This is a genomic window from Paraburkholderia bannensis (assembly GCF_014200455.1).
Classification (GTDB): domain Bacteria; phylum Pseudomonadota; class Gammaproteobacteria; order Burkholderiales; family Burkholderiaceae; genus Paraburkholderia; species Paraburkholderia bannensis_A.
Window position 1 is genome coordinate 80350 of record NZ_JACHBW010000012.1, and the last position, 18308, is coordinate 98657.

At 63.1% G+C, this 18308-nt stretch carries 16 protein-coding genes; 9 read left to right on the top strand and 7 right to left on the bottom strand.

All coding sequences use genetic code 11. From position 1 onward, the window contains the following. Positions 1–59: 59 nt before the first annotated feature. The 3 genes from F4827_RS20540 to F4827_RS20550 all read left to right on the top strand — a co-directional run bounded on the left by F4827_RS20540 (position 60) and on the right by F4827_RS20550 (position 4013). On the top strand, positions 60–1169 hold the full coding sequence (locus tag F4827_RS20540; protein WP_183726496.1) for an S-(hydroxymethyl)glutathione dehydrogenase/class III alcohol dehydrogenase: 1110 nt from the start codon (positions 60–62) through the stop codon (positions 1167–1169). A gap of 574 nt (positions 1170–1743) precedes the next feature. Further along, complete coding sequence (locus F4827_RS20545) at positions 1744–3564, top strand: S10 family serine carboxypeptidase-like protein (RefSeq protein WP_183726498.1); 1821 nt, start codon at positions 1744–1746, stop codon at positions 3562–3564. A 56-nt stretch (positions 3565–3620) separates the two neighbouring features. Continuing rightward, on the top strand, positions 3621–4013 hold the full coding sequence (locus F4827_RS20550) for a 2-oxoglutarate dehydrogenase (protein ID WP_183726500.1): 393 nt from the start codon (positions 3621–3623) through the stop codon (positions 4011–4013). Positions 4014–4087: 74 nt separating this feature from the next. Here the strand turns inward: F4827_RS20550 and F4827_RS20555 are convergent, their stop codons facing one another. Further along, complete coding sequence (locus F4827_RS20555; RefSeq protein ID WP_183726503.1) at positions 4088–5080, bottom strand: dicarboxylate transporter/tellurite-resistance protein TehA; 993 nt, start codon at positions 5078–5080, stop codon at positions 4088–4090. Between the two features lie 166 nt (positions 5081–5246). Continuing rightward, positions 5247–6296 carry a GSU2403 family nucleotidyltransferase fold protein gene (locus tag F4827_RS20560; RefSeq protein WP_183726505.1) on the bottom strand — a complete coding sequence of 350 codons (1050 nt, stop codon included), beginning with the start codon at positions 6294–6296 and terminating at the stop codon, positions 5247–5249. Positions 6297–6472: 176 nt separating this feature from the next. On the opposite strand from F4827_RS20560, the gene F4827_RS20565 reads away from it, so the two are divergent. Beyond that, the gene (locus F4827_RS20565; RefSeq protein ID WP_183726507.1) at positions 6473–6721 is read left to right on the top strand and encodes a hypothetical protein; all 249 of its coding nucleotides are present in this window, start codon (positions 6473–6475) and stop codon (positions 6719–6721) included. An 18-nt stretch (positions 6722–6739) separates the two neighbouring features. Here F4827_RS20565 and F4827_RS20570 read toward each other — a convergent pair whose 3' ends face one another. Further along, complete coding sequence (locus tag F4827_RS20570; RefSeq protein WP_183726509.1) at positions 6740–8566, bottom strand: cytochrome c biogenesis protein DipZ; 1827 nt, start codon at positions 8564–8566, stop codon at positions 6740–6742. A gap of 370 nt (positions 8567–8936) precedes the next feature. On the opposite strand from F4827_RS20570, the gene F4827_RS20575 reads away from it, so the two are divergent. Then, a complete protein-coding gene (locus F4827_RS20575) occupies positions 8937–9503 on the top strand; it encodes a thioredoxin family protein (protein WP_183726510.1) in 567 nt (188 codons plus the stop codon). Positions 9504–9553: 50 nt separating this feature from the next. Here F4827_RS20575 and F4827_RS20580 read toward each other — a convergent pair whose 3' ends face one another. Continuing rightward, positions 9554–10465 carry a LysR substrate-binding domain-containing protein gene (locus F4827_RS20580; RefSeq protein ID WP_183726512.1) on the bottom strand — a complete coding sequence of 304 codons (912 nt, stop codon included), beginning with the start codon at positions 10463–10465 and terminating at the stop codon, positions 9554–9556. 177 nt (positions 10466–10642) lie between these two features. On the opposite strand from F4827_RS20580, the gene speB reads away from it, so the two are divergent. Next, a complete protein-coding gene (speB, locus tag F4827_RS20585) occupies positions 10643–11629 on the top strand; it encodes an agmatinase (protein WP_311673984.1) in 987 nt (328 codons plus the stop codon). A gap of 58 nt (positions 11630–11687) precedes the next feature. After that, positions 11688–12773, top strand: a complete 1086-nt coding sequence (locus tag F4827_RS20590; RefSeq protein ID WP_183726803.1) for a polyamine ABC transporter substrate-binding protein — start codon at positions 11688–11690, stop codon at positions 12771–12773. Between the two features lie 36 nt (positions 12774–12809). Here the strand turns inward: F4827_RS20590 and F4827_RS20595 are convergent, their stop codons facing one another. Further along, positions 12810–13781, bottom strand: a complete 972-nt coding sequence (locus F4827_RS20595) for a LysR family transcriptional regulator (protein ID WP_183726514.1) — start codon at positions 13779–13781, stop codon at positions 12810–12812. Between the two features lie 119 nt (positions 13782–13900). Here F4827_RS20595 and F4827_RS20600 point away from each other — a divergent pair, with 119 nt between their 5' ends. Next, complete coding sequence (locus tag F4827_RS20600; RefSeq protein WP_183726517.1) at positions 13901–14758, top strand: oxidoreductase; 858 nt, start codon at positions 13901–13903, stop codon at positions 14756–14758. 16 nt (positions 14759–14774) lie between these two features. Here the strand turns inward: F4827_RS20600 and F4827_RS20605 are convergent, their stop codons facing one another. Continuing rightward, entirely contained in the window at positions 14775–15689 is a 915-nt protein-coding gene (locus tag F4827_RS20605; RefSeq protein WP_183726519.1) for an AraC family transcriptional regulator, read from the bottom strand. 101 nt (positions 15690–15790) lie between these two features. Between F4827_RS20605 and F4827_RS20610 the strand changes: the two genes are divergently transcribed. Next, positions 15791–16555, top strand: coding sequence for an SDR family oxidoreductase (locus F4827_RS20610; RefSeq protein ID WP_183726521.1), 765 nt, complete (start codon positions 15791–15793; stop codon positions 16553–16555). Positions 16556–16669: 114 nt separating this feature from the next. Here the strand turns inward: F4827_RS20610 and F4827_RS20615 are convergent, their stop codons facing one another. Beyond that, a complete protein-coding gene (locus F4827_RS20615; protein WP_183726523.1) occupies positions 16670–18226 on the bottom strand; it encodes a rhomboid family intramembrane serine protease in 1557 nt (518 codons plus the stop codon). Positions 18227–18308: the final 82 nt, after the last annotated feature.

An 18308-nucleotide genomic window follows, 5' to 3' on the forward strand; every position in this document is an offset into this window, starting at 1 on the left:
ACCCGCGCCGGTAGCCGCCCGAGCGGCCCGGACCCTTTTGTTTTTTCACGAGGATTGCTATGAAATCACGTGCAGCCGTTGCATTCGGGCCGGGCAAGCCCCTCGAAATCGTCGAGATCGACGTCGAACCGCCCCGCAAGGGCGAAGTGCTGGTGAAGATCACCCACACCGGCGTATGCCACACCGATGCCTTCACGCTCTCCGGCGACGATCCCGAAGGCCTCTTTCCCGCCGTGTTGGGCCACGAAGGCGCGGGTATCGTCGTTGAAGTGGGCGAAGGCGTGACCAGCGTGAAGCCTGGCGATCACGTGATCCCGCTCTACACTGCCGAATGCGGCGAATGCCTGTTCTGCAAGAGCGGCAAGACCAACCTGTGCATTGCCGTACGCGCCACGCAGGGCAAGGGCGTGATGCCGGACGGCACGACGCGCTTCAGCTACAACGGTCAGCCCGTCTATCACTACATGGGTTGCTCGACGTTCAGCGAATACACGGTGGTCGCCGAAGTCTCGCTTGCGAAGATCAATCCGGATGCCAACCCGGAACAGGTCTGCCTGCTGGGCTGTGGCGTGACCACGGGTCTGGGCGCCGTGAAGAACACCGCCAAGGTTCAGGAAGGCGATACCGTGGCCGTGTTCGGCCTCGGCGGTATCGGTCTTGCCGTGATCCAGGGCGCGAAGCTTGCGAAGGCCGGCCGCATCATCGCCGTCGACACCAATCCCAGCAAGTTCGAACTCGCGCAGGCCTTCGGCGCGACCGATTGCGTCAACCCGAAAGATCACCAAAAGCCCATCCAGCAAGTGATCGTCGAGATGACGGGCTGGGGCGTGGATCACAGCTTCGAGTGCATCGGCAATGTCAACGTCATGCGCGCGGCACTCGAATGCGCGCACCGCGGCTGGGGCCAGTCGGTGGTGATCGGCGTGGCGGGTGCGGGCCAGGAAATCTCCACGCGTCCGTTCCAGCTCGTCACGGGCCGCCGCTGGCTGGGCACCGCGTTTGGCGGCGTGAAGGGCCGCTCGGAACTGCCGGGCATGGTCGAAGACGCCATGAGCGGCAAGATCGAGCTCGCGCCCTTCGTCACGCACACGAAGGACCTCGCGGGCATCAATGAAGCATTCGACCTGATGCACGAAGGCAAGTCGATCCGCACCGTGGTTCACTACTAAAGCCTGCGCGCGGCGCGTCCCTGCGCGCCGCCAATTCCTGCCCGCTGTCGTTCGCGCGTCTCACGCACTTCAACGCGCGAAACACGTGATAGCGGGCAATCCCACGCTTGCCGCTTCACCCTGTCCATTGCATCGCTTTAATTGCATATGCAATTACACGCAAAAAAAATGGATACCGTATTTTTCCCGATTTATTTTTCGAATTTTATGGACCGGCTTTAAATGCCATATAAAGCCATCCATTTATCCATGCCGCATAGCGTGTAAAAGTGTTTGACAAAGCACTGCAACACCCTCTATTTTTCCTCTGCATCTTTTCATTACCAAATCTTTCCACGGGGAATCTCCAGAGGCCTTTCTGGCTTCAGGGGCTTCCCTTTGTCTTTTTTCTTGTCCTTTTTTATAGGCATCCTGATTAATTTTCACCGCAACAAATTGTATTAAAAATGTCGGTTATGGAAAGTTAATTGTCAGCCGCAGCGCGCCGGCGTGGATTTGCTTTGTCTTTTTAAATCGTCACGTCTGGCGAACGCGGATTTTCTGCATGCGGTATTCATCATCCACAGGGACAGATATGAATGCGGACAGCCGTATTAGCAATTGCCGCGCCCGATCATTGGGCCGCCTGGCCGTGCCGGGCGCGTTGATGGCGGCAATATTGATGCTGACGGGATGCGGAGGCGGCGATAGCGGCTCCGGGACTTCGGCCACCGCGATGAAACAGGTCGCGGCCACTGAGCAGAATGCATCGCAATCGAATGCCGGCGCCAGCGCCAATCAGCCTTATACCGACCCCGTTGCCTATTCGCCCAATGCCACTGACGGCCTTCCGGCTTCGCAAGTCGCGGAAAAAGCCGCTGTCATGCATTACCAATGGAAATCCGGCAAGACCACCATCAATTACACGACGACGACCGGGCATTTGACGGCATCGGATGCCAATGGCAATCCCGAAGCCACTCTGTCCTATGTCGCCTATACCGCGCCATCGACCAATGGATCGCCGCGTCCGGTCACCTTCATCTACAACGGCGGCCCGGGTTCGTCGTCGATCTGGCTGCGGCTGGGCTCGTTCGCGCCCACGCGCGTCGCCACGCCCGACCCGCTGCTGACGAACTGGCCGAATTTCCCCGTCGTCGATAACGCGGACAGCCTGATCGACACCACGGATATGGTGTTTATCGACCCGCCGGGCACCGGTCTTTCCGAAGCGATCCTGCCCAACACCAACCAGAAGTTCTGGGGCTGCGATCCCGACGTTGGCGTGATACGCGATTTCATCGAACGCTATATTGCCGTCAATAACCGCAGCAGTTCGCCGCTCTATCTCTACGGCGAATCGTATGGCACGCCGCGCACCGACATGCTCGCGCTCGCGCTCGAAACAGCGGGCGTACCGCTCACCGGCATCGTGCTGCAGTCGTCGATCCTGAACTACTATGCCGATGCGATCGAAGCCACCGCCATCACCAATTCGACCGCCGGCCTGCAACTGGATACCGACACGCTCGCGGGCTATTACCCGGGCTATGCGGAGGTGGCCGCGTATTTCAATCAGGTCTCGCCGCCCTTGATCGATCAGGGACTGTTCGCGCTGCAATCGGAAATCTTCGCCACGGGCCAGTACAACCACTTCAAGAAGTACGCGCAGACGTGGACGCTCAGCCAACTGGGTATTCCCAACGCACTGGGTACGCCGGTGCTGCCGCCCGCGCGCACGCTGGATTCATGGCGCTGGCCTTCGAGCCTGACCTTGCAGGCCTTGCAGGGCTACTTCAACGTGAATGGCTTCACCTACTCGCTGATTCCTGGCACCACCATCGGCCGTTATGACGGACGCGTCTCGCTGCCGAATTCCGACCCGCGCCTGCAATCCGATGGCGATCCCTCGGATATCCTGATCTCGCAGCCGTTCACCACGGCATTGGCCACGCAGTTGCCGGATTACCTCGGCTATACCGCGCCCAACGCCACCTTCATGCCGCTCAACGACAACATCATCAATGTCTGGGACTTCTCGCACGATGGCCAGCCGCTTCCCGACACGCTGCCCGATCTGCTCGGCGCGATCACGCTCAATCCGCAGTTGAAGGTGCTATCGGAGAACGGTTATCACGATCTCGCCACGCCATTCTTCAATACCGAGAAACAGCTCGCACGTCTGCAAACCGTGTCCGGTCTGAACGCGAATCTGCAGGTCAACTTCTTCCCGGGCGGACATATGATTTATCTGGATGACACCGCGCGCCCGAAGATGAAGAGCGATCTCGTCAAGTATTACGCCGGCCAGCCGATACCGCTCGCGCTTTCGGTGTGGACGCTGCCCGCGCCGTGGCCCGACGAAAGCCCCGCCGCTTCGCCGACCGCGACGGCGCAAGCCGCGATCGAACCTTGAGGCCGGCAGCTGCACGATCTGATCTATCCGAAACCCCTCTTTGAAGGCGAGCGAACATGTATCCATCCGACAAGTTGTGGCGCATCGCGCCGCTCATCGTGGCCGTTGCCGTGATCGGCACGGCGCAGGCGGCAACCCAGTCCGTCGCGCCAGTCCAGTTGCCCAAGGGCGGGCACGGCGTCGACGGCCCGTTCTTCCCGGCTAACCGTCCCCAACCCGTGACGCCTTCGACGGGCACGCAATTGCAGCAGGAAGCGCAAAAGCGCATCGAAGCGCGCATGGGGGCGAATACGGTGTTGAGCCAGGGCGCGACGCTCACGAAGGCGCAGGCGCAGAGCAATGGCCTTGGCTATATCTCCCAGCATTTCGACCAGATCGACACGGCCCATACCGGCCGCGTGTCGATCGACGACGTGCGCCAGTACCTGCAAAAGCAACAGCAGCAATAAAGCCATCGCATCGCCATGACGTAAAAAAGGCCTCACCCAACGGTGAGGCCTTTCTCGACAGCGCTTCGTTGAGCCTATTGCATCGCCCGCAGCGGCAGCAGCTTGCCTTCCCAGAGCAGCGCAGCCGTCTTGCCGAACAGCAGACCGATCACACCCGTAGCCGCCACGAACAGCGCGAAAGCCAGTTCATGCACCCAAAGCGGGCCACCGTGCTGGGCGATGAGCATCGCGAGAGTCGGCAGCGCCGCGACACCGAAGCTGAAGGCCCAATACGACGGCGTGAAGGCCTGGACGCGAATCCACGGCAGCAGACGCAGCAGCAAGATCGCTTGATACAGCCCGTAACCAAGCAGCGCGTAAGCCACGATGCCAGCGGCGCCCGTCAGCGACACATGCATGCTGCTCATGATCCCCATCCAGGCAACGCCCCCCACCACCGGCGGCGCGAGCTGGATGCCAAAGGTCGGGCGCAGGGCCGGCGCAGTCGGTGCGGCGAGCGCGGCGCGGTTGAGCAGCTTCGATTCGATGGCGAGCCACGAAAGCGCGCCGCTACCGAAAAACATCAGCGCCAGCTCGGGCAAGTTGAATGCCGCCGCCGTTGCCGCCGCCACGAAACCCGCTGCGACCGTGGGCAGATAGAGCGCGGGGGTCACGAGTTCCCCATTGCGGCCACCTTGCCAGAGTCGGCCGTGCAGCATCACGCCCACGGCGACCTGGCTGATCGCACCTGCCGCGAACAGCGCGAGACCGGCGTCATGCGACCAGAGCTTGACGGCCTGCGCCGCCAGCATCGTCGATACCGGCGCGAGCGCCACGAACGACGATTGCACTTCATGCTGCCATTCCTTGCGCGCCGCCTCGCGATGGGCGATCCACTTCACGCCGTACATCGCCATCACGGCGGCCCACACGATCACCCCCAGCACCGTCAGCGCCATGGCGGCGGCGGCCGGCACTTCCCAGAGCTTAGCGGCTACCCGCCACGCACCCGCCAGCGCGAGCGTCCCGACCGCGATGCCGAAAAAACCCGCCGGCATCGGCTCATGTTTTGTCATCCATGCGTTCATGACTTCACTCCTGACACTTGAGGCAGCGAAGGCCGCCGTCGATGGAGTGACTTTAGGCGCGGGCGCGCCCGGCGCGAATGCCGGGCAGTGTCAACAACATGCCCGATCGTCTCAGCGGCTTTTCCGATCGCTTTTCACGGCAGTGGCGGTTGAAGCCTTTCCCGGGTTACGCGCCGATGCTTTCCTCGAACTCCGCCAGCGCGCCGTCGTGCGCTTCGAGCGCCCGTCGCACCTCGGGCAGCGCGCGGCGCACCAGCGCCCGCGCGGATTTCGGCAGATCCGCGCAGGCCGTCTCGATATCGCCGCTGCGATGCTCGCCCAGCATCGCGAGCAGCACGCAGGCCTGCTCGACGTCCTTCTGCGACTTGACGAGCATTTGGGTGCGCAACCGCGACACGAGGATCTTGTGGATCGCGAAACGCGCCGGGTCCGGCACACGCACCGGCACCGCGCCATGCCGCGATATCAGCGTGCCCATATGCGACTGGCCGAGCAGATAAGCGAGATACGGCATGCCACTGGCGTGCGCGCTGAGTTCGGGTACAGCGATGGTTGGAAACGTATCGTCCTGCGACGGCACGAGCAGATCGACGTGAAAACGTGTCTTGCCCGCCTGCTTGAACGAGGTGGACGGATCGCCCCGGTTGAACGGCGGCACCGGTACGAAATCGATGCCGGTTTCGCGCAGGATGTCGAGCAGACCGCCCGACGGCACATTCTGCAACGCAAGCTGGCGCGCCCGGGCAATATCGATATCTTCCGTTTCGTAGGCGATCGCCTTGATGCCCAGGCTGTTGAGCAGCACGGCGTAAGCGTGCGAGCCCACCAGCACCGCGCCCGCCTGAAACAAACCGTAGTTGTAGAGCACCGCCATGGTGGCGTAGGTTTTGTTGTCGGCGATCTGGAAACCGAGCTTCGCCAGTTCCCGGATTCGGCCGATGAGATCCTTGGCCTGCTCGATCTGCTGCGCCACGGCTGCCGCGCGGGCATCGGCTTCGGCGTCGCCCTTGGGGCCGCCCATGCTGAGCTGCTGGCGCTTGCCCTCGGCGTCCATGAACTGGCGGTAGTAGTAGACGGCCTTGCCGCGATCGTGCTCGATAATCGTGCCGGGCGCGCCCACCAGGACGCGCGGCTGGGCGGCGGCGCCCTGCTCGACGTTCGCGTATTGGGAACAGAAGGCTTGATCGTGCCGCTGATAGAGGGGGAAGCCGGGCATGGTCGGGAGAAATTGCAGTAATTTTTTTAATTTTACTGCAAATCATGCGATGCGCGCTTGCAGTAGTTTTTTAAAAATTACTGCAAGCGCCCAGACAGCCGATTCACACGGCGAACCTGCGAAGCAGCGCGCAACACGCGACAATGCCGCAAAACCCCGCAACAAGGATCAACCCCATGCCATCCACCCGCGACTACTGGTTCCCCGCCAAACGCTACGGCTGGGGCTGGGGATTGCCCACCCGCTGGCAAGGCTGGCTGGTCCTGATCGGCTATTTCGCCTTGCTCGGCGCGACCCTCCACGCGTTCGCGCCGCAACGCCACATGGCCGGGTTCGTCGTGGTGGTCGCGCTGCTCAGTCTCGTGCTCGTCGGCATCTGCTGGCTCAAGGGCGAGCCGCCGCGCTGGCGCTGGGGCGACGACTGAGCCGCGCGCCCGCCCGCCTCAACCGAACGTGAACGTGTACACCTTCACGCCCGGATCGAGAAAACGGATCTCGAAGGTCCGGTCGCCGATCGCGCCGCCCTGGCGCACCAGTTGATAGAGCCGGGCGCCCGTTACGACGCCCGTACCGTCCGCCGCGGCATCCGCGCCATGCGCAGCGCCGGGAGCCGCGCCGTCGATGGTGATGCGAAAGCGCACCGGCTTGCCGTCCGCCGCTGGCGCGAGCACCAGATGCAGATCGCGCGCATGAAAACGGTAGGCGACTGCCGCCTGCGGCGCGGCGGACACCGCCGATTCCGCGCCGATATTCCAGCGGCCATCGAGCGCCCACGCATTGAGCGGCAGATCGGCGGGCAGCGTGTAATGCGCATCGGTATCGGCGCGCAGCGATTGCGGCGAGGCAAACCCGCGCCCCTCGCGATAACCCAGATAGGTCTCACCCGAACCGGTATCGGCGAGATCGGCCGGGACTTGCGCACCCGTCGCTTGCTCTACCTGCGAGGCGTGCGAGGCGTGCGCCGCGGGCGCGCGGCCGTTCTCGGCGAGCAGTTGGCGGATCGCCTGCTCGGCCTCGCCATAGCTACCCTCGCCGAAGTGGTGATAGCGCACGCGGCCCTGCGCATCGACCACATAAAACGCCGGCCAGTACGCATTGCCGAAGGCATTCCAGACGCGATAGTCGTTATCGAGCGCAACCGGATAGCGAATGCCCAGGTCCGCCAGCGCGCGCTTCACGTTGCCGGCGTTGTGCTCGAAACCGAACTCGGGCGTATGCACGCCGACCACCACCAGACCGTCGTTCTGATAGCGCTGCGCCCAGGTCTTGAGGTACGGCAGCGTGCGCAGGCAATTGATGCACGAATAGGTCCAGAAGTTGACCACCACCACCTTGCCGCGCAAATCCTGCGGCGTGAGCGGCGCGGAATTCAGCCACGTCGATGCGCCATCGAGCGACGGCAACGTGCCTTCAACGGGCAGCGCAGCAGTGGCAGCCGATGTGGCGACGCGGACAACGTGCGCAGCCGCCGACGTTTGCGTTTGCCGCACCACCGTGGGCACCGCGGCAGGAACCGCAGCAGCAACCGCGGCCGGTTCGGCCGTCTTCGCGCCCAACTGCGCGGTGAGGCGATTTTCCAGGCTTTCGGTCGGCGAACCCGGCAGATGCGCCAGCACACGTGTATCGACGCCAAACGCGATCGCGCCCACCGTCACCAGGACAAGCGCCCCCGCCGCGCGGCGCAGATGCTCGCCCAAGCCCATCGAGCGCTTGAGCGCATCCATCGCACGCTTGCCAAGGCTCGCGGCAATGGCCAGCGAACACGCCGCGCCCACGGCATACGCGCCAAGCGCCGCCCACGTCTGCCAGGTCACGCCATGACGCACCGCGCCCGTGAGGATCAGCCCGAGGACCGGCCCCGCGCAAGGCGCCCACAACAGGCCCGTCGCCGCGCCGAGCAACAACGCCGAGCCGATCTGCCCCGTCGCCCCTTGCCGGGCGCTGCGCGCCACGAAGCGATCGGCGAGCGCGGTCAAGGGCCGCGCAAGACGCGCGGCGAGAGCTGGAAACAGCAGCGCCGCGCCGAAAACCGCAAACAGCGCGAGCGCGAGATAGCGCCCATACTCGCTCAACTGGGCCGCGCCGTTGAGCCCCGCCGCACCCAGCCCGGTGAGCAGCGCGAAGGTGCCCGCAAGGCCGATCAGCATGGGCAGACGTCCGGTGACAAAGGGCTGGTCCGGGCGCGCGAACACGAAGGGCACGACCGGCAGGATGCAGGGACTGAGGACGGTGAACGCACCGCCGATGAATGCGACGACGAGCAGCAACATGAGTCGGTCTCCAGACAGATCCACACAGATTTCGAGGGGCGCAGCAAAGCCCCGGCCATGTGTGGTATTTCAGGGCCTCGATGTATCGGCTGAATGTCTGGAAAGCGCCTGGGGCGCATCGGCATGTGTCATGCGACGGCCGGGATACACGCCGATACAAATCGCGAATCTGAAACAGCGGGTGTACCAACTGGCGTGAGCGGAATCAAAACTGGATAACCGCCGGCGCTACGCGGGTGTTTTGTATCGCCAGGTATCCGGCGCGCGCCGCGACACACTACGTTGCACAGGGCGGCAGTTGGGGACATGTAGCAGATACGTGCGCGCGGTCCAATCCACTCGCACCCCAACCTTTGATGGAGAGCCCGTCATGTTCGAACGTCTCAAGATCGCCGCCGTCGCCACTGCCCTGGCCGCCACGGCCGCCTATGCCGTGTTCGCGTCCACCGCCAGCCCCGCCGCCACCGAACCGCCCGCCGTGCAGAACGGCGCACCCGCGCCCGATTTCACCGGCATCAACACCTGGATCAACAGCCAGCCGCTCGATCTGAAACAGCTGCGCGGCAAGGTCGTGCTGGTCGAGTTCTGGACCTTCGATTGCATCAACTGCGCCCATACCGTGCCCTACGTGAAGCAGTGGTATTCGCGCTATCGCGACAAGGGTCTGGTGGTGGTCGGCGTGCATACGCCCGAGCTCCCGTTCGAGCGCAACACGGATAACCTGAAGAAAGCGGTTGCGCGCTTCGGCATCGAATATCCGGTGGCGCAGGACAACTCGTACGCGACCTGGAATGCGTACAACAACCAGTACTGGCCCGCGCTGTATCTGATCGACAAGAACGGCAAGCTGGTCTACAGCCATTTCGGCGAGGGCGAATACGACCAGACCGAGCAGACGATTCGCAGCCTGCTGGGTATCGATACGAAGAAGGGTTGAGATGCGATGGAGAAAGCGCGCCACCCCTTCGGCGCGGCGCGCTTACCGGGTTATTCGCTTGCTGGCTTACTCGCTTGATCGCCGGTTTGGCAAAGCCCCTTGATCCACGCATAAACCGCATCCACCGCAGCAGAGCGCGGCGGTTGCGCCGAGCGCATCAGCCAGAACGGCGCGAGCGCGAAGCCGGGCACCTGCCGCAGGATCTTGACTCGCCCGCTCGACAATGCCTCGCCGGCGGTGAGCCGCGACACCATGGCAAGGCCCACGTCCTGTTCGGCGGCCGACACCAGAAAGCGCGCATCGTTGGCCGTCATCGCGCGCCGCGTTCGCAGGCCTGCACGCCTGAGTTCGGGCAGCCAGGGCGCCCAGTCCGGGCGCGCCTCGTCAACCAGCAGGGGAACCTGCGCCAATACCTCGGGGAACGGTACGCCGCGCAAACGGCGCGCGGTGCGTGGCCCGCAAATCGCCACGGCCTCTTCGTCCAGCAAGGGTTCGCCAATCACTTCGGGCGTACGAATCTCCTGCGTCGATACCACGAGATCGACATCGACACGATCGATCTCGTTGACCTTCTCGCCGGTCACGAGCCAGAACTCGATATCCGGCAACGCCGCTGAAAAAGCGCCCATGCGCGGCATCAGCCAACCGGAAGCAAACTCCGGCGTGCAGTGCACGATCACCGAATCGGGATTGCCATACGGCTCGATACGATCGCGCCCGTCCGCGAGCGTGGCCAGCGCGGCGGTCACGGTCTGCGCGTAGAGCGTGCCGGCCGCTGTCAACGCCACACCACGCCCAATGCGCCGGAACAGCGGCTGAGCGGTCCATTCCTCAAGTTGCTGGATCTGATGGCTGATGGCCGATTGCGTAAGCGCCAGCTCTTGCGCGGCGCGCGTGAAGCTACCCAGCCGCGCGGCGGCGTCGAAAGCGAGCAAGGCCTGGAGAGGAGGAAGTCTGCGCATGCGCGGGGCGCCTTCAGGTATGAAAAATATTGATACTTCCAGCAAGATTCTTCGCTTTTCAGCGGAATTCTTACCCGCAATCATAACTCCAGCCGTCCTCCACACGCCTCGAACGCCTCGCAGGTATGAAGCAAATTTGTGCGATGACGCCGATAAAAACCCACAGGATCGCCCCATATGACGTCGCCTCTCACACATCTCACGGCCTCGCATCTCACGCCTACCGCCGCAGCCGGCAGCGACGGCCAGACGCCCGCCCCCACCTATGCGGGCGTGCTCTCCTTCATGCGCCGCCCGTACACACGCAATCTGCACGGCGTCGATGTAGCGATTTCCGGCGTTCCCCTCGACCTCGCCACGACCTTCCGTCCGGGCACCCGTTTTGGTCCCGCTGGCATGCGCGCCGCCTCCGTGCAACTGGCTGAACTGGGCGCATTTCCGTGGGGCATCGACTTGTTCGACCATCTGAACGTGGTCGATTACGGCGACTGCTGGTTCGACGCACACAATCCGGGCGGCATTCGCGAAGCGATCATCAACCACGCGCGCGGCATTCTGGCGAGCGGCGCGCGCATGCTCACGCTGGGCGGCGATCACTACATCACCTACCCGCTGCTGGTTGCGCATGCGCAAAAGTACGGCAAGCCGCTGAGCCTGATCCACTTCGACGCGCATTGCGACACCTGGCCCGACGACAATCCCGCTTCGCTCAATCACGGCACGATGTTCTACAAGGCGATCCGCGAAGGTCTGATCGATCCCGCCCGATCCGTCCAGGTGGGCATTCGCACCTGGAACGAGGATTTCATGGGCGTGCGCATTCTGGATGCGCCGTGGGTGCATCGCAACGGCACGCAGGCGACGATCCGCGAAGTGCTGGCGACCGTGGGCGATGCACCGGTCTATCTGACCTTCGATATCGACTGCCTCGATCCGGCCTTCGCGCCTGGCACCGGAACGCCGGTTGCGGGCGGCCTGAGTTCCGCGCAGGCGCTGGAGATCGTGCGCGCGCTCGGCCCCGTCAATCTGGTGGGCGCAGACGTAGTGGAAGTCTCGCCGCCCTACGATCACAGCGATGTGACCGCGCTCGCCGCCGCGCATCTCGCCGCCGACATTCTGTGCCTGATGCGCAACCAGAAATTGAGCCGCCTTCAGAATATGTAGGAATACCAATCACGCAGCTTACCCTCTGTCTGGATCACACATCATGCCCCAACCCCACATGAAGCCGATACTGGCTGCGCTCCTGCTCATTGCTTTCGGCACGGGCGCACAAGCCGAAGACAAACAGCTCAATCTGTATAACTGGGCCGATTACATTGCCAAAGACACGGTGCCAAACTTCGAAAAAGAATCCGGCATTCACGTGCGCTACGACGTCTACGACGGCGACGAAACCTTGCAGGCCAAGCTGCTGACCGGATCGACGGGATACGACGTCGTCGTGCCCACCTCGAATTTCCTCGCCAAACAGATCGACGCCGGCATCTACCAGAAACTCGATAAATCGAAACTGCCGAATCTCGTCAATCTGGACCGCAATCTGCTCAAGCTCGTCGCCACTGCGGACCCCGGCAATCAATACGCCGTACCGTGGGCGTGGGGCACGACTGGACTTGGCTATAACGTCACGCGCGTAAAAGCGATGCTTGGCAATGACGTACCGCTCGATAACTGGGACATGCTGTTCAAACCCGAATACCTGAGCAAGCTGAAGAGCTGCGGCGTTTCGGTGCTCGATGCGCCCGCCGACGTATTCGCCGTGACGCTGCACTATATCGGCAAAGACCCGAACAGCGAGAATCCCGCCGACTACCAGGCCGCCTACGAAACACTCAAGAAAATTCGCCCCTATATCACGCAATTCAACGCGACCACCTATATCAACGATCTCGCGGGCGACGATATCTGCTTTGCGCTGAGTTGGTCGGGCGATGTGTCGATGGCAAGCCATCGGGCGCGCGAAGCGCACAAGAACTACGAGCTGAAATACGTCATCCCCGCTGGCGGCGCACCCGTCTGGTTCGACATGATGGCGATTCCGAAAGACGCACCGCATCCGCAAGCCGCGCTTGAATGGATCAACTACATCGAGCGCCCGGAAGTGCACGCGGCGATCACCAACGAGGTGTTTTATCCGAATGCCGATACCGCCGCGCGCCAGTTCGTGCGCCCTGAAATCCTCAACGATCCCACGGTCTATCCGCCGGACCCGGTGCTGAAGACGCTGTATCTGCTCAAGCCGCTTCCGGCTACCATCAAGCGGCTGGAGAGCAGGCTCTGGACGCAGTTGAAATCAGGCGGCTGAACTCGCGCAGCATTGAACCGCCATCGCAGCGGGACACTACGCGCGCCGCTTCGTCGCGCGTTTTTGCCTGGGCTGCTGGAAGGCGCGAAGCTCCTCATCTTCGAGGAAAAAATCCGTATTGCCGGTCATGCGCTCGACCATGAAATCGATGAACGTTCGCACGCGCAGCGGCTGTTCGGTGCGATGACGGTAATAGATATAAATCATCCCGTATTCGCTCGCATGCTGCGTCAAGAGCGGCACCAGCCGGCCGCTGCGAATATGGCGCGCCGCGTTGAAGCTGCCTAACTGCCCGATGCCCAATCCCGCAAGCACCGCCTGCGTTTCCATCTCCGTATCGTTGACGCAGACGGCGGCGGGCAGATCGCGATAAACGATTTCATCGCCGACACGAAACTGCCATTGGGCAAGCTTGCCCGTGTTCGCGCGCCGGTATCCCGTGCAGCGATGCGCGGCCAGTTCGTCGATGCTGCGGGGCGCGCCGTTACGCTCGATATAGTCGGGCGAGGCACACACGATCAGCTGGATCGGCACCAGCCGGCGGGCGATCGCGCCGCCCGCCGGCGGTGGGCCGCCGCGAAAGCCCACATCGGCGCGGTCGGTGACGAGATCCGTGAACTGGTCGTCGCATTGAACTTCGAGTTGCACGTCCGGGTAGCGCTTCTGGAATGCCTCGAAATGCGGCCACAAAACGGGCAGGCCAAACGCGCGCGGCGCGCTCACACGCAGCGTGCCGCCTACTTCTTCCTTCGAGCGACGCGCATCGTCGAGCGCGGACGACAGCATCGTCAGCGCCGGCTGCACGCTCTCGAACAGCCGCTGCCCCTCCTGCGTCAGGCTGAGCTTGCGCGTGGTGCGATGAAAGAGCCGCACGCCCAGATCTTTCTCAAGGTGCATCACGGCCTGACTCGCGGCCTGAGGCGAGATGCCCTGATCGACTGCCGCCCCACGCAAGCTGCCAAGCGTCGCGGCACGCACGAAGGTATTGATCGCACGAATTCCGTTCATTTTCCGGGCCTTTGATTCGCAAGAAAAACTTGATTATCACTCCAGTCGGCGACGTCTAGTTCATGTCAATCGACGCGCCTACCATGGCATGACTTCATCACACACCGAGGAGAGACATCATGGCTAACGTTCAACAGGCGGGTTTCAAGCGGGTCTGGTTCATCACGGGCGCTTCGCGCGGCATCGGCGCCCTGATCGCCGAAGCCGCGCTTGCCGACGGCAACGCAGTCGTGGCGGCGGGTCGCAACGCGAAAGCCATCGCCGAGCGTCTTGGCGACTCTGCCGCACTGCTCCCGGTCGCGCTCGACGTCACCGACGAAGCCCAGGCGAAGGCCGCCGTGCAAACCGCCATCGAACACTTCGGCCGCATCGACGTGCTGGTCAACAACGCCGGCTTCGGTCTGCTGGGCGCGATCGAAGAGTCCGCCGACAAGGACGTGCGCCGCATGTACGACACCAATGTATTCGGCCTGCTCAACGTCACGCGTGCAGTATTGCCGACGCTACGGGCCCAGCGCTCGGGGCATGTGATCAATATTTCATCGGTGGGCGGCTATCGGGCGGCGGCGGGATTTGGCGTGTACTCGTCGACCAAATTCGCCGTAGAAGGCATTACCGAAGCTCTGCATGCCGAATTAAAACCACTGGGCATTCACGCAACGGTGGTCGAGCCGGGCTATTTCCGAACCGACTTTCTGGACGGCACGTCGCTGGTCGTCGCGCCGGATGTGATCGACGATTATGACGACACTTCGGGCGCGGTTCGCCGCAAGGCCGTGCAGATGAACCACAACCAGCCCGGCGACCCCAGCAAGCTTGCAGACGCGATGGTCACGCTGGTCGACGCGGCGAACCCGCCGTTGCGGCTGCCGCTTGGCACGGACACGCTCGCTGCCATCGCTGCCAAAAACGCTTATGTGGAGCAGGAAACGCAAGCGTGGCGGTCGCTCTCCGCTTCCACGGACTTCGCCGCATAAGCACAAGATCGAACCCTCAGCGGCCCGCGGCCCCCCGCTCCTCGCGCGCGTATTGCGTGGGCGGGCGGCCGACGTGCCGCGTAAAAGCCACACTGAACGTACTGGCCGAACTATAGCCAACGCGCTGCGCAATCTCCGCAATCCTGCCTTCGTTACGGCGCAGCAGATCCTTCGCGAGCGCCATGCGCCACGTGAGCAGATATTCCATCGGCGCGACGCCTACCGCATGGTTGAAACGCTCGAAAAACGTCGAGCGCGACAGCGCCGCTTGCCTGGCCAGATCGGCAACGGTCCAGGCGCGGGTCGGCTCTTCGTGCATCGCGCGAATCGCGAGCGCAAGCCGCCGGTCGGACAGCCCGCGCACCAGTCCCGGCGACGCACTCGTTTGTGCCATCGAGCGCAGCGCCTCGATGAGCAGCACTTCCATGAGCCGCGAAAGCACCACCTCGCGCGCGGGCCGCTGCTCGCGCGACTCCTCCCTCACCAGTTCGACGAGCGTGGCCAGGCGCTGCTTGCCGCGCACATGCACGATCTGCGGCAGCAGCGAAACCAGCAGGGCCGCATCCGGCGAAGCGAAGCTGCAATGGCCCGCCATCATGCGCGCATCGACCGGGTTGTCGGCCGCGCCGATCCGGTACTCGCCATTGCCCAGCGCAACAGGCGCGAGCGTTTCGACACCCGGGGGCGGCGGCACGAGGCTGGACATCGCCACGCCATAGGCGGCGGGAATCAGCACGAAGTCGCCCGCGCGCAGTTCGATTGGCTCGTGCCCGTCGATGGCGATGCGGCACCCGCCTTCGAGGATCACGCAATAGAACGGCGCGCCCGCCTCCGAGCGGCTGATACGCCACGGACTCGCACCGTGAACGAGTTTGGAGAAGCGCGCGCCCGGCTGCAGCAGCATCACGACTTCCGCGAGGGGATCGATCATCTCCGGACTCCTGCCAATGATTTTCGGATTTTTTATTGTAGCAAGTACGGATTAAGCGATCTATCGTAGGGGCACCCGAACACCACTCCAGCGGAGCCCCAATGAAAACCGTACTGATCACCGGCTGTTCTTCGGGATTTGGCCACGAAATCGCGCGCTTCTTTCTGGCCCGCGACTGGCGCGTCATCGCCACGATGCGCAGGCCCAATCACGACGTGCTAGCGCCTTCCGAGCACCTGCGCATGCTGGCGCTCGACGTCACGCAACCGGACAGCATCCGCGACGCGGTCGCGGCCGCCGGACCGATCGATGTGCTCGTCAACAACGCTGGCATCGGCGCGGCGTCGCCCGCCGAACTCGTTCCGCTCGACACGGTGCGTGCGCTTTTCGAAACCAATACCTTCGGTGCCATCGCCGTGACGCAGGCAGTCGTGCCGCAGTTCCGGCAGCGCAAGACGGGCGTTGTCGTGAACGTGACGTCGAGCGTGACGCTCAAGCCGCTGCCCCTGATTGCCGCCTATCGCGCGAGCAAGGCAGCGCTCAACGCCTTCACCGAGGTTATGGCGCTGGAACTCGCGCCCTTCGGCGTGCGTGCGCACATCGTCATGCCGGGCCGCGCGCCGTCGACCCGCTTTGGCGACAACGCGCGCGAGCATATCCACGGCTTCGATCATGAGGCCTATGCCGATGTCGTGCAGGATGTCCTTGCGCATTTTGCGGATACGTCGTCGCCGGTCACCTACGCGCAGGACGTCGCCGAAGCCGTGTGGCGCGCGGCCACCGATCCGTCGGCTCCGATGCATATTCCGGCCGGCGACGATGCTCAAGCGTTGGCTGCACAAGCTCGCCACGCCGGAACGCACTAAACCCTGCCGATCCTCGGCTCAACGCCTTGACGCATGCCAGCGCTCACCGGCCGACCGACACGTTCACCCGGTGGAAAGGCGAAGTCATGCCGTGGCAAATATAATACGTCATCCTCACTGCATTCTTTGCCGCAAGGTCTTGGTCGCTTCGACGCGCGCCCTGCGCGCCTCGTCGATCAAGCGCTGCAGGGCCGCTTTCGAAGCAGGATCGCTCAAAAGATTCTGTTCGGCCAGCATCGCTGTCAGCTCCAGCTCCTGGGACATGTCGTCGTAGTAGGTCAGGATCTTCAGGCGTGTTCTCGCGCTGGGCGTATCCGGTGTCAGCCGCGCGGTCGCAAACATCGTGTCGAGTTGCCGCCATTCGGGCAGCAAGGTGCTGCGAATCCGTTCGGCCAGAGCCGCACGCGCCTGCGGCGTCGAGTGGTCACGCGGCATGGTCTTCAAGTCGGCCACTGCGCGTCGATCGAGTTCGCTGGCCTTGAGGATCAGTTCCGAGAACTGCATCGACTCCTGACGCTCCGGAAGGCGGTCGAGCATCGCAAGCACGGCAGCCAGACTGACGAGAAAGCCCCCCGCCAGCACAGCCGGTGCCCCGATCGCCATCGCACGCGCGACAACGGATCGGGGCGAAGCAGGTTCGAGCGGCGGCGCGATCACCAGCCCGAACAGAAAGCCGCCCAGCAGTCCGCCGACATGGGCGCCGTTGTCGACCCCGGGATGTGTCAGTCCATTGATCAGCGCATAGACCGTAAACCATGCGGCAAGCCGGAAATGCTTGACGTAGAAGCCGCGCGGCGTTGCCTGGCGATGAAGCAGCAGGTAAGCCAGTACCGCGCCTATCACGCCGAAGATCGCGCCCGACGCACCCGCGCAGTTGAAGCCGGGATGCATGAGCAAGCTCATCATGCTCGCTGCAATGCCTGCAAACAGGTAAATCGCAATGAATCGCCCACTGCCGTAAAAACGCTCGGCCAGCCGCCCGAACTGCACCAGCGCCAGCATATTGAAGACAATGTGCACCAGGCCAAAGTGAATGAACACCGCCGTCAACAGGCGCCACCATTGTCCGTCTTGCGTATAGGGACCGAAGTTGCTGCCCCAAGCGATCGCCACAACGGGATTCACCCGCATCACGCCCGCTCCGTTGGCCGCCATCACGATAAACACCAGCGACGTGATCGCAACAATGACCCAGGTGACCCACACAAACGGCGTGCGTTGTTTCATCTGCCCGAGAAAGAGCGATTCGACGCGCTGCTCGGTGGCATAGGTGCGGGTCGTCTGAGCGGGCAGCGACGCTGCCAGCAGCACCGCATCCTCGTGATCCTGAGTGCGCAGGATCACGGGCTCCAGCTCGCCTGGGCCATTGACAAGATCGAATCGCACCAGACGCTTGCGCACGCGGACGTTATAGATATCCTCGAAACGCAGCGTCAGGTCGTTGCGTATTGCACTATCGAGCAGACGCGATACCGAGGTGCGAATCGCCAGCGACGTGCCGCTAAGCTGAACTGAGCCTTTGGCCTCGAACGACCTGGCGCGAATCTCCCCCCAGCTCTTGCTAAAACGCGAGCCGAGCGCGATGGGCAGAAGCAGGTCGGCCGCTTGGCCGTCGATGTTTTCATGCGCGTTGGTATCCGCGAATCCCCAGCCAGGCTCAATGCGGTTCATGGTCGTCTCGTGATATGAGCCGCGCATGGTGACGCGACCGTTCTTTTCATTGTCGAGCGAATGAGATCGTTCCCCGTTGCTG

Excerpts from the sequence above, each read along its gene's own strand:
- F4827_RS20575 (WP_183726510.1), top strand. The coding sequence starts at position 8,937 with ATGTTCGAACGTCTCAAGATCGCCGCCGTCGCCACTGCCCTGGCCGCC.
- F4827_RS20560 (WP_183726505.1), bottom strand. The coding sequence starts at position 6,296 with ATGCCCGGCTTCCCCCTCTATCAGCGGCACGATCAAGCCTTCTGTTCC.
- F4827_RS20540 (WP_183726496.1), top strand. The coding sequence starts at position 60 with ATGAAATCACGTGCAGCCGTTGCATTCGGGCCGGGCAAGCCCCTCGAA.
- speB (WP_311673984.1), top strand. The coding sequence starts at position 10,643 with ATGACGTCGCCTCTCACACATCTCACGGCCTCGCATCTCACGCCTACC.
- F4827_RS20580 (WP_183726512.1), bottom strand. The coding sequence starts at position 10,465 with ATGCGCAGACTTCCTCCTCTCCAGGCCTTGCTCGCTTTCGACGCCGCC.
- F4827_RS20565 (WP_183726507.1), top strand. The coding sequence starts at position 6,473 with ATGCCATCCACCCGCGACTACTGGTTCCCCGCCAAACGCTACGGCTGG.
- F4827_RS20570 (WP_183726509.1), bottom strand. The coding sequence starts at position 8,566 with ATGTTGCTGCTCGTCGTCGCATTCATCGGCGGTGCGTTCACCGTCCTC.
- F4827_RS20590 (WP_183726803.1), top strand. The coding sequence starts at position 11,688 with ATGAAGCCGATACTGGCTGCGCTCCTGCTCATTGCTTTCGGCACGGGC.
- F4827_RS20550 (WP_183726500.1), top strand. The coding sequence starts at position 3,621 with ATGTATCCATCCGACAAGTTGTGGCGCATCGCGCCGCTCATCGTGGCC.
- F4827_RS20595 (WP_183726514.1), bottom strand. The coding sequence starts at position 13,781 with ATGAACGGAATTCGTGCGATCAATACCTTCGTGCGTGCCGCGACGCTT.
- F4827_RS20555 (WP_183726503.1), bottom strand. The coding sequence starts at position 5,080 with ATGAACGCATGGATGACAAAACATGAGCCGATGCCGGCGGGTTTTTTC.
- F4827_RS20600 (WP_183726517.1), top strand. The coding sequence starts at position 13,901 with ATGGCTAACGTTCAACAGGCGGGTTTCAAGCGGGTCTGGTTCATCACG.
- F4827_RS20545 (WP_183726498.1), top strand. The coding sequence starts at position 1,744 with ATGAATGCGGACAGCCGTATTAGCAATTGCCGCGCCCGATCATTGGGC.
- F4827_RS20605 (WP_183726519.1), bottom strand. The coding sequence starts at position 15,689 with ATGATCGATCCCCTCGCGGAAGTCGTGATGCTGCTGCAGCCGGGCGCG.
- F4827_RS20610 (WP_183726521.1), top strand. The coding sequence starts at position 15,791 with ATGAAAACCGTACTGATCACCGGCTGTTCTTCGGGATTTGGCCACGAA.
- F4827_RS20615 (WP_183726523.1), bottom strand. The coding sequence starts at position 18,226 with ATGAACCGCATTGAGCCTGGCTGGGGATTCGCGGATACCAACGCGCAT.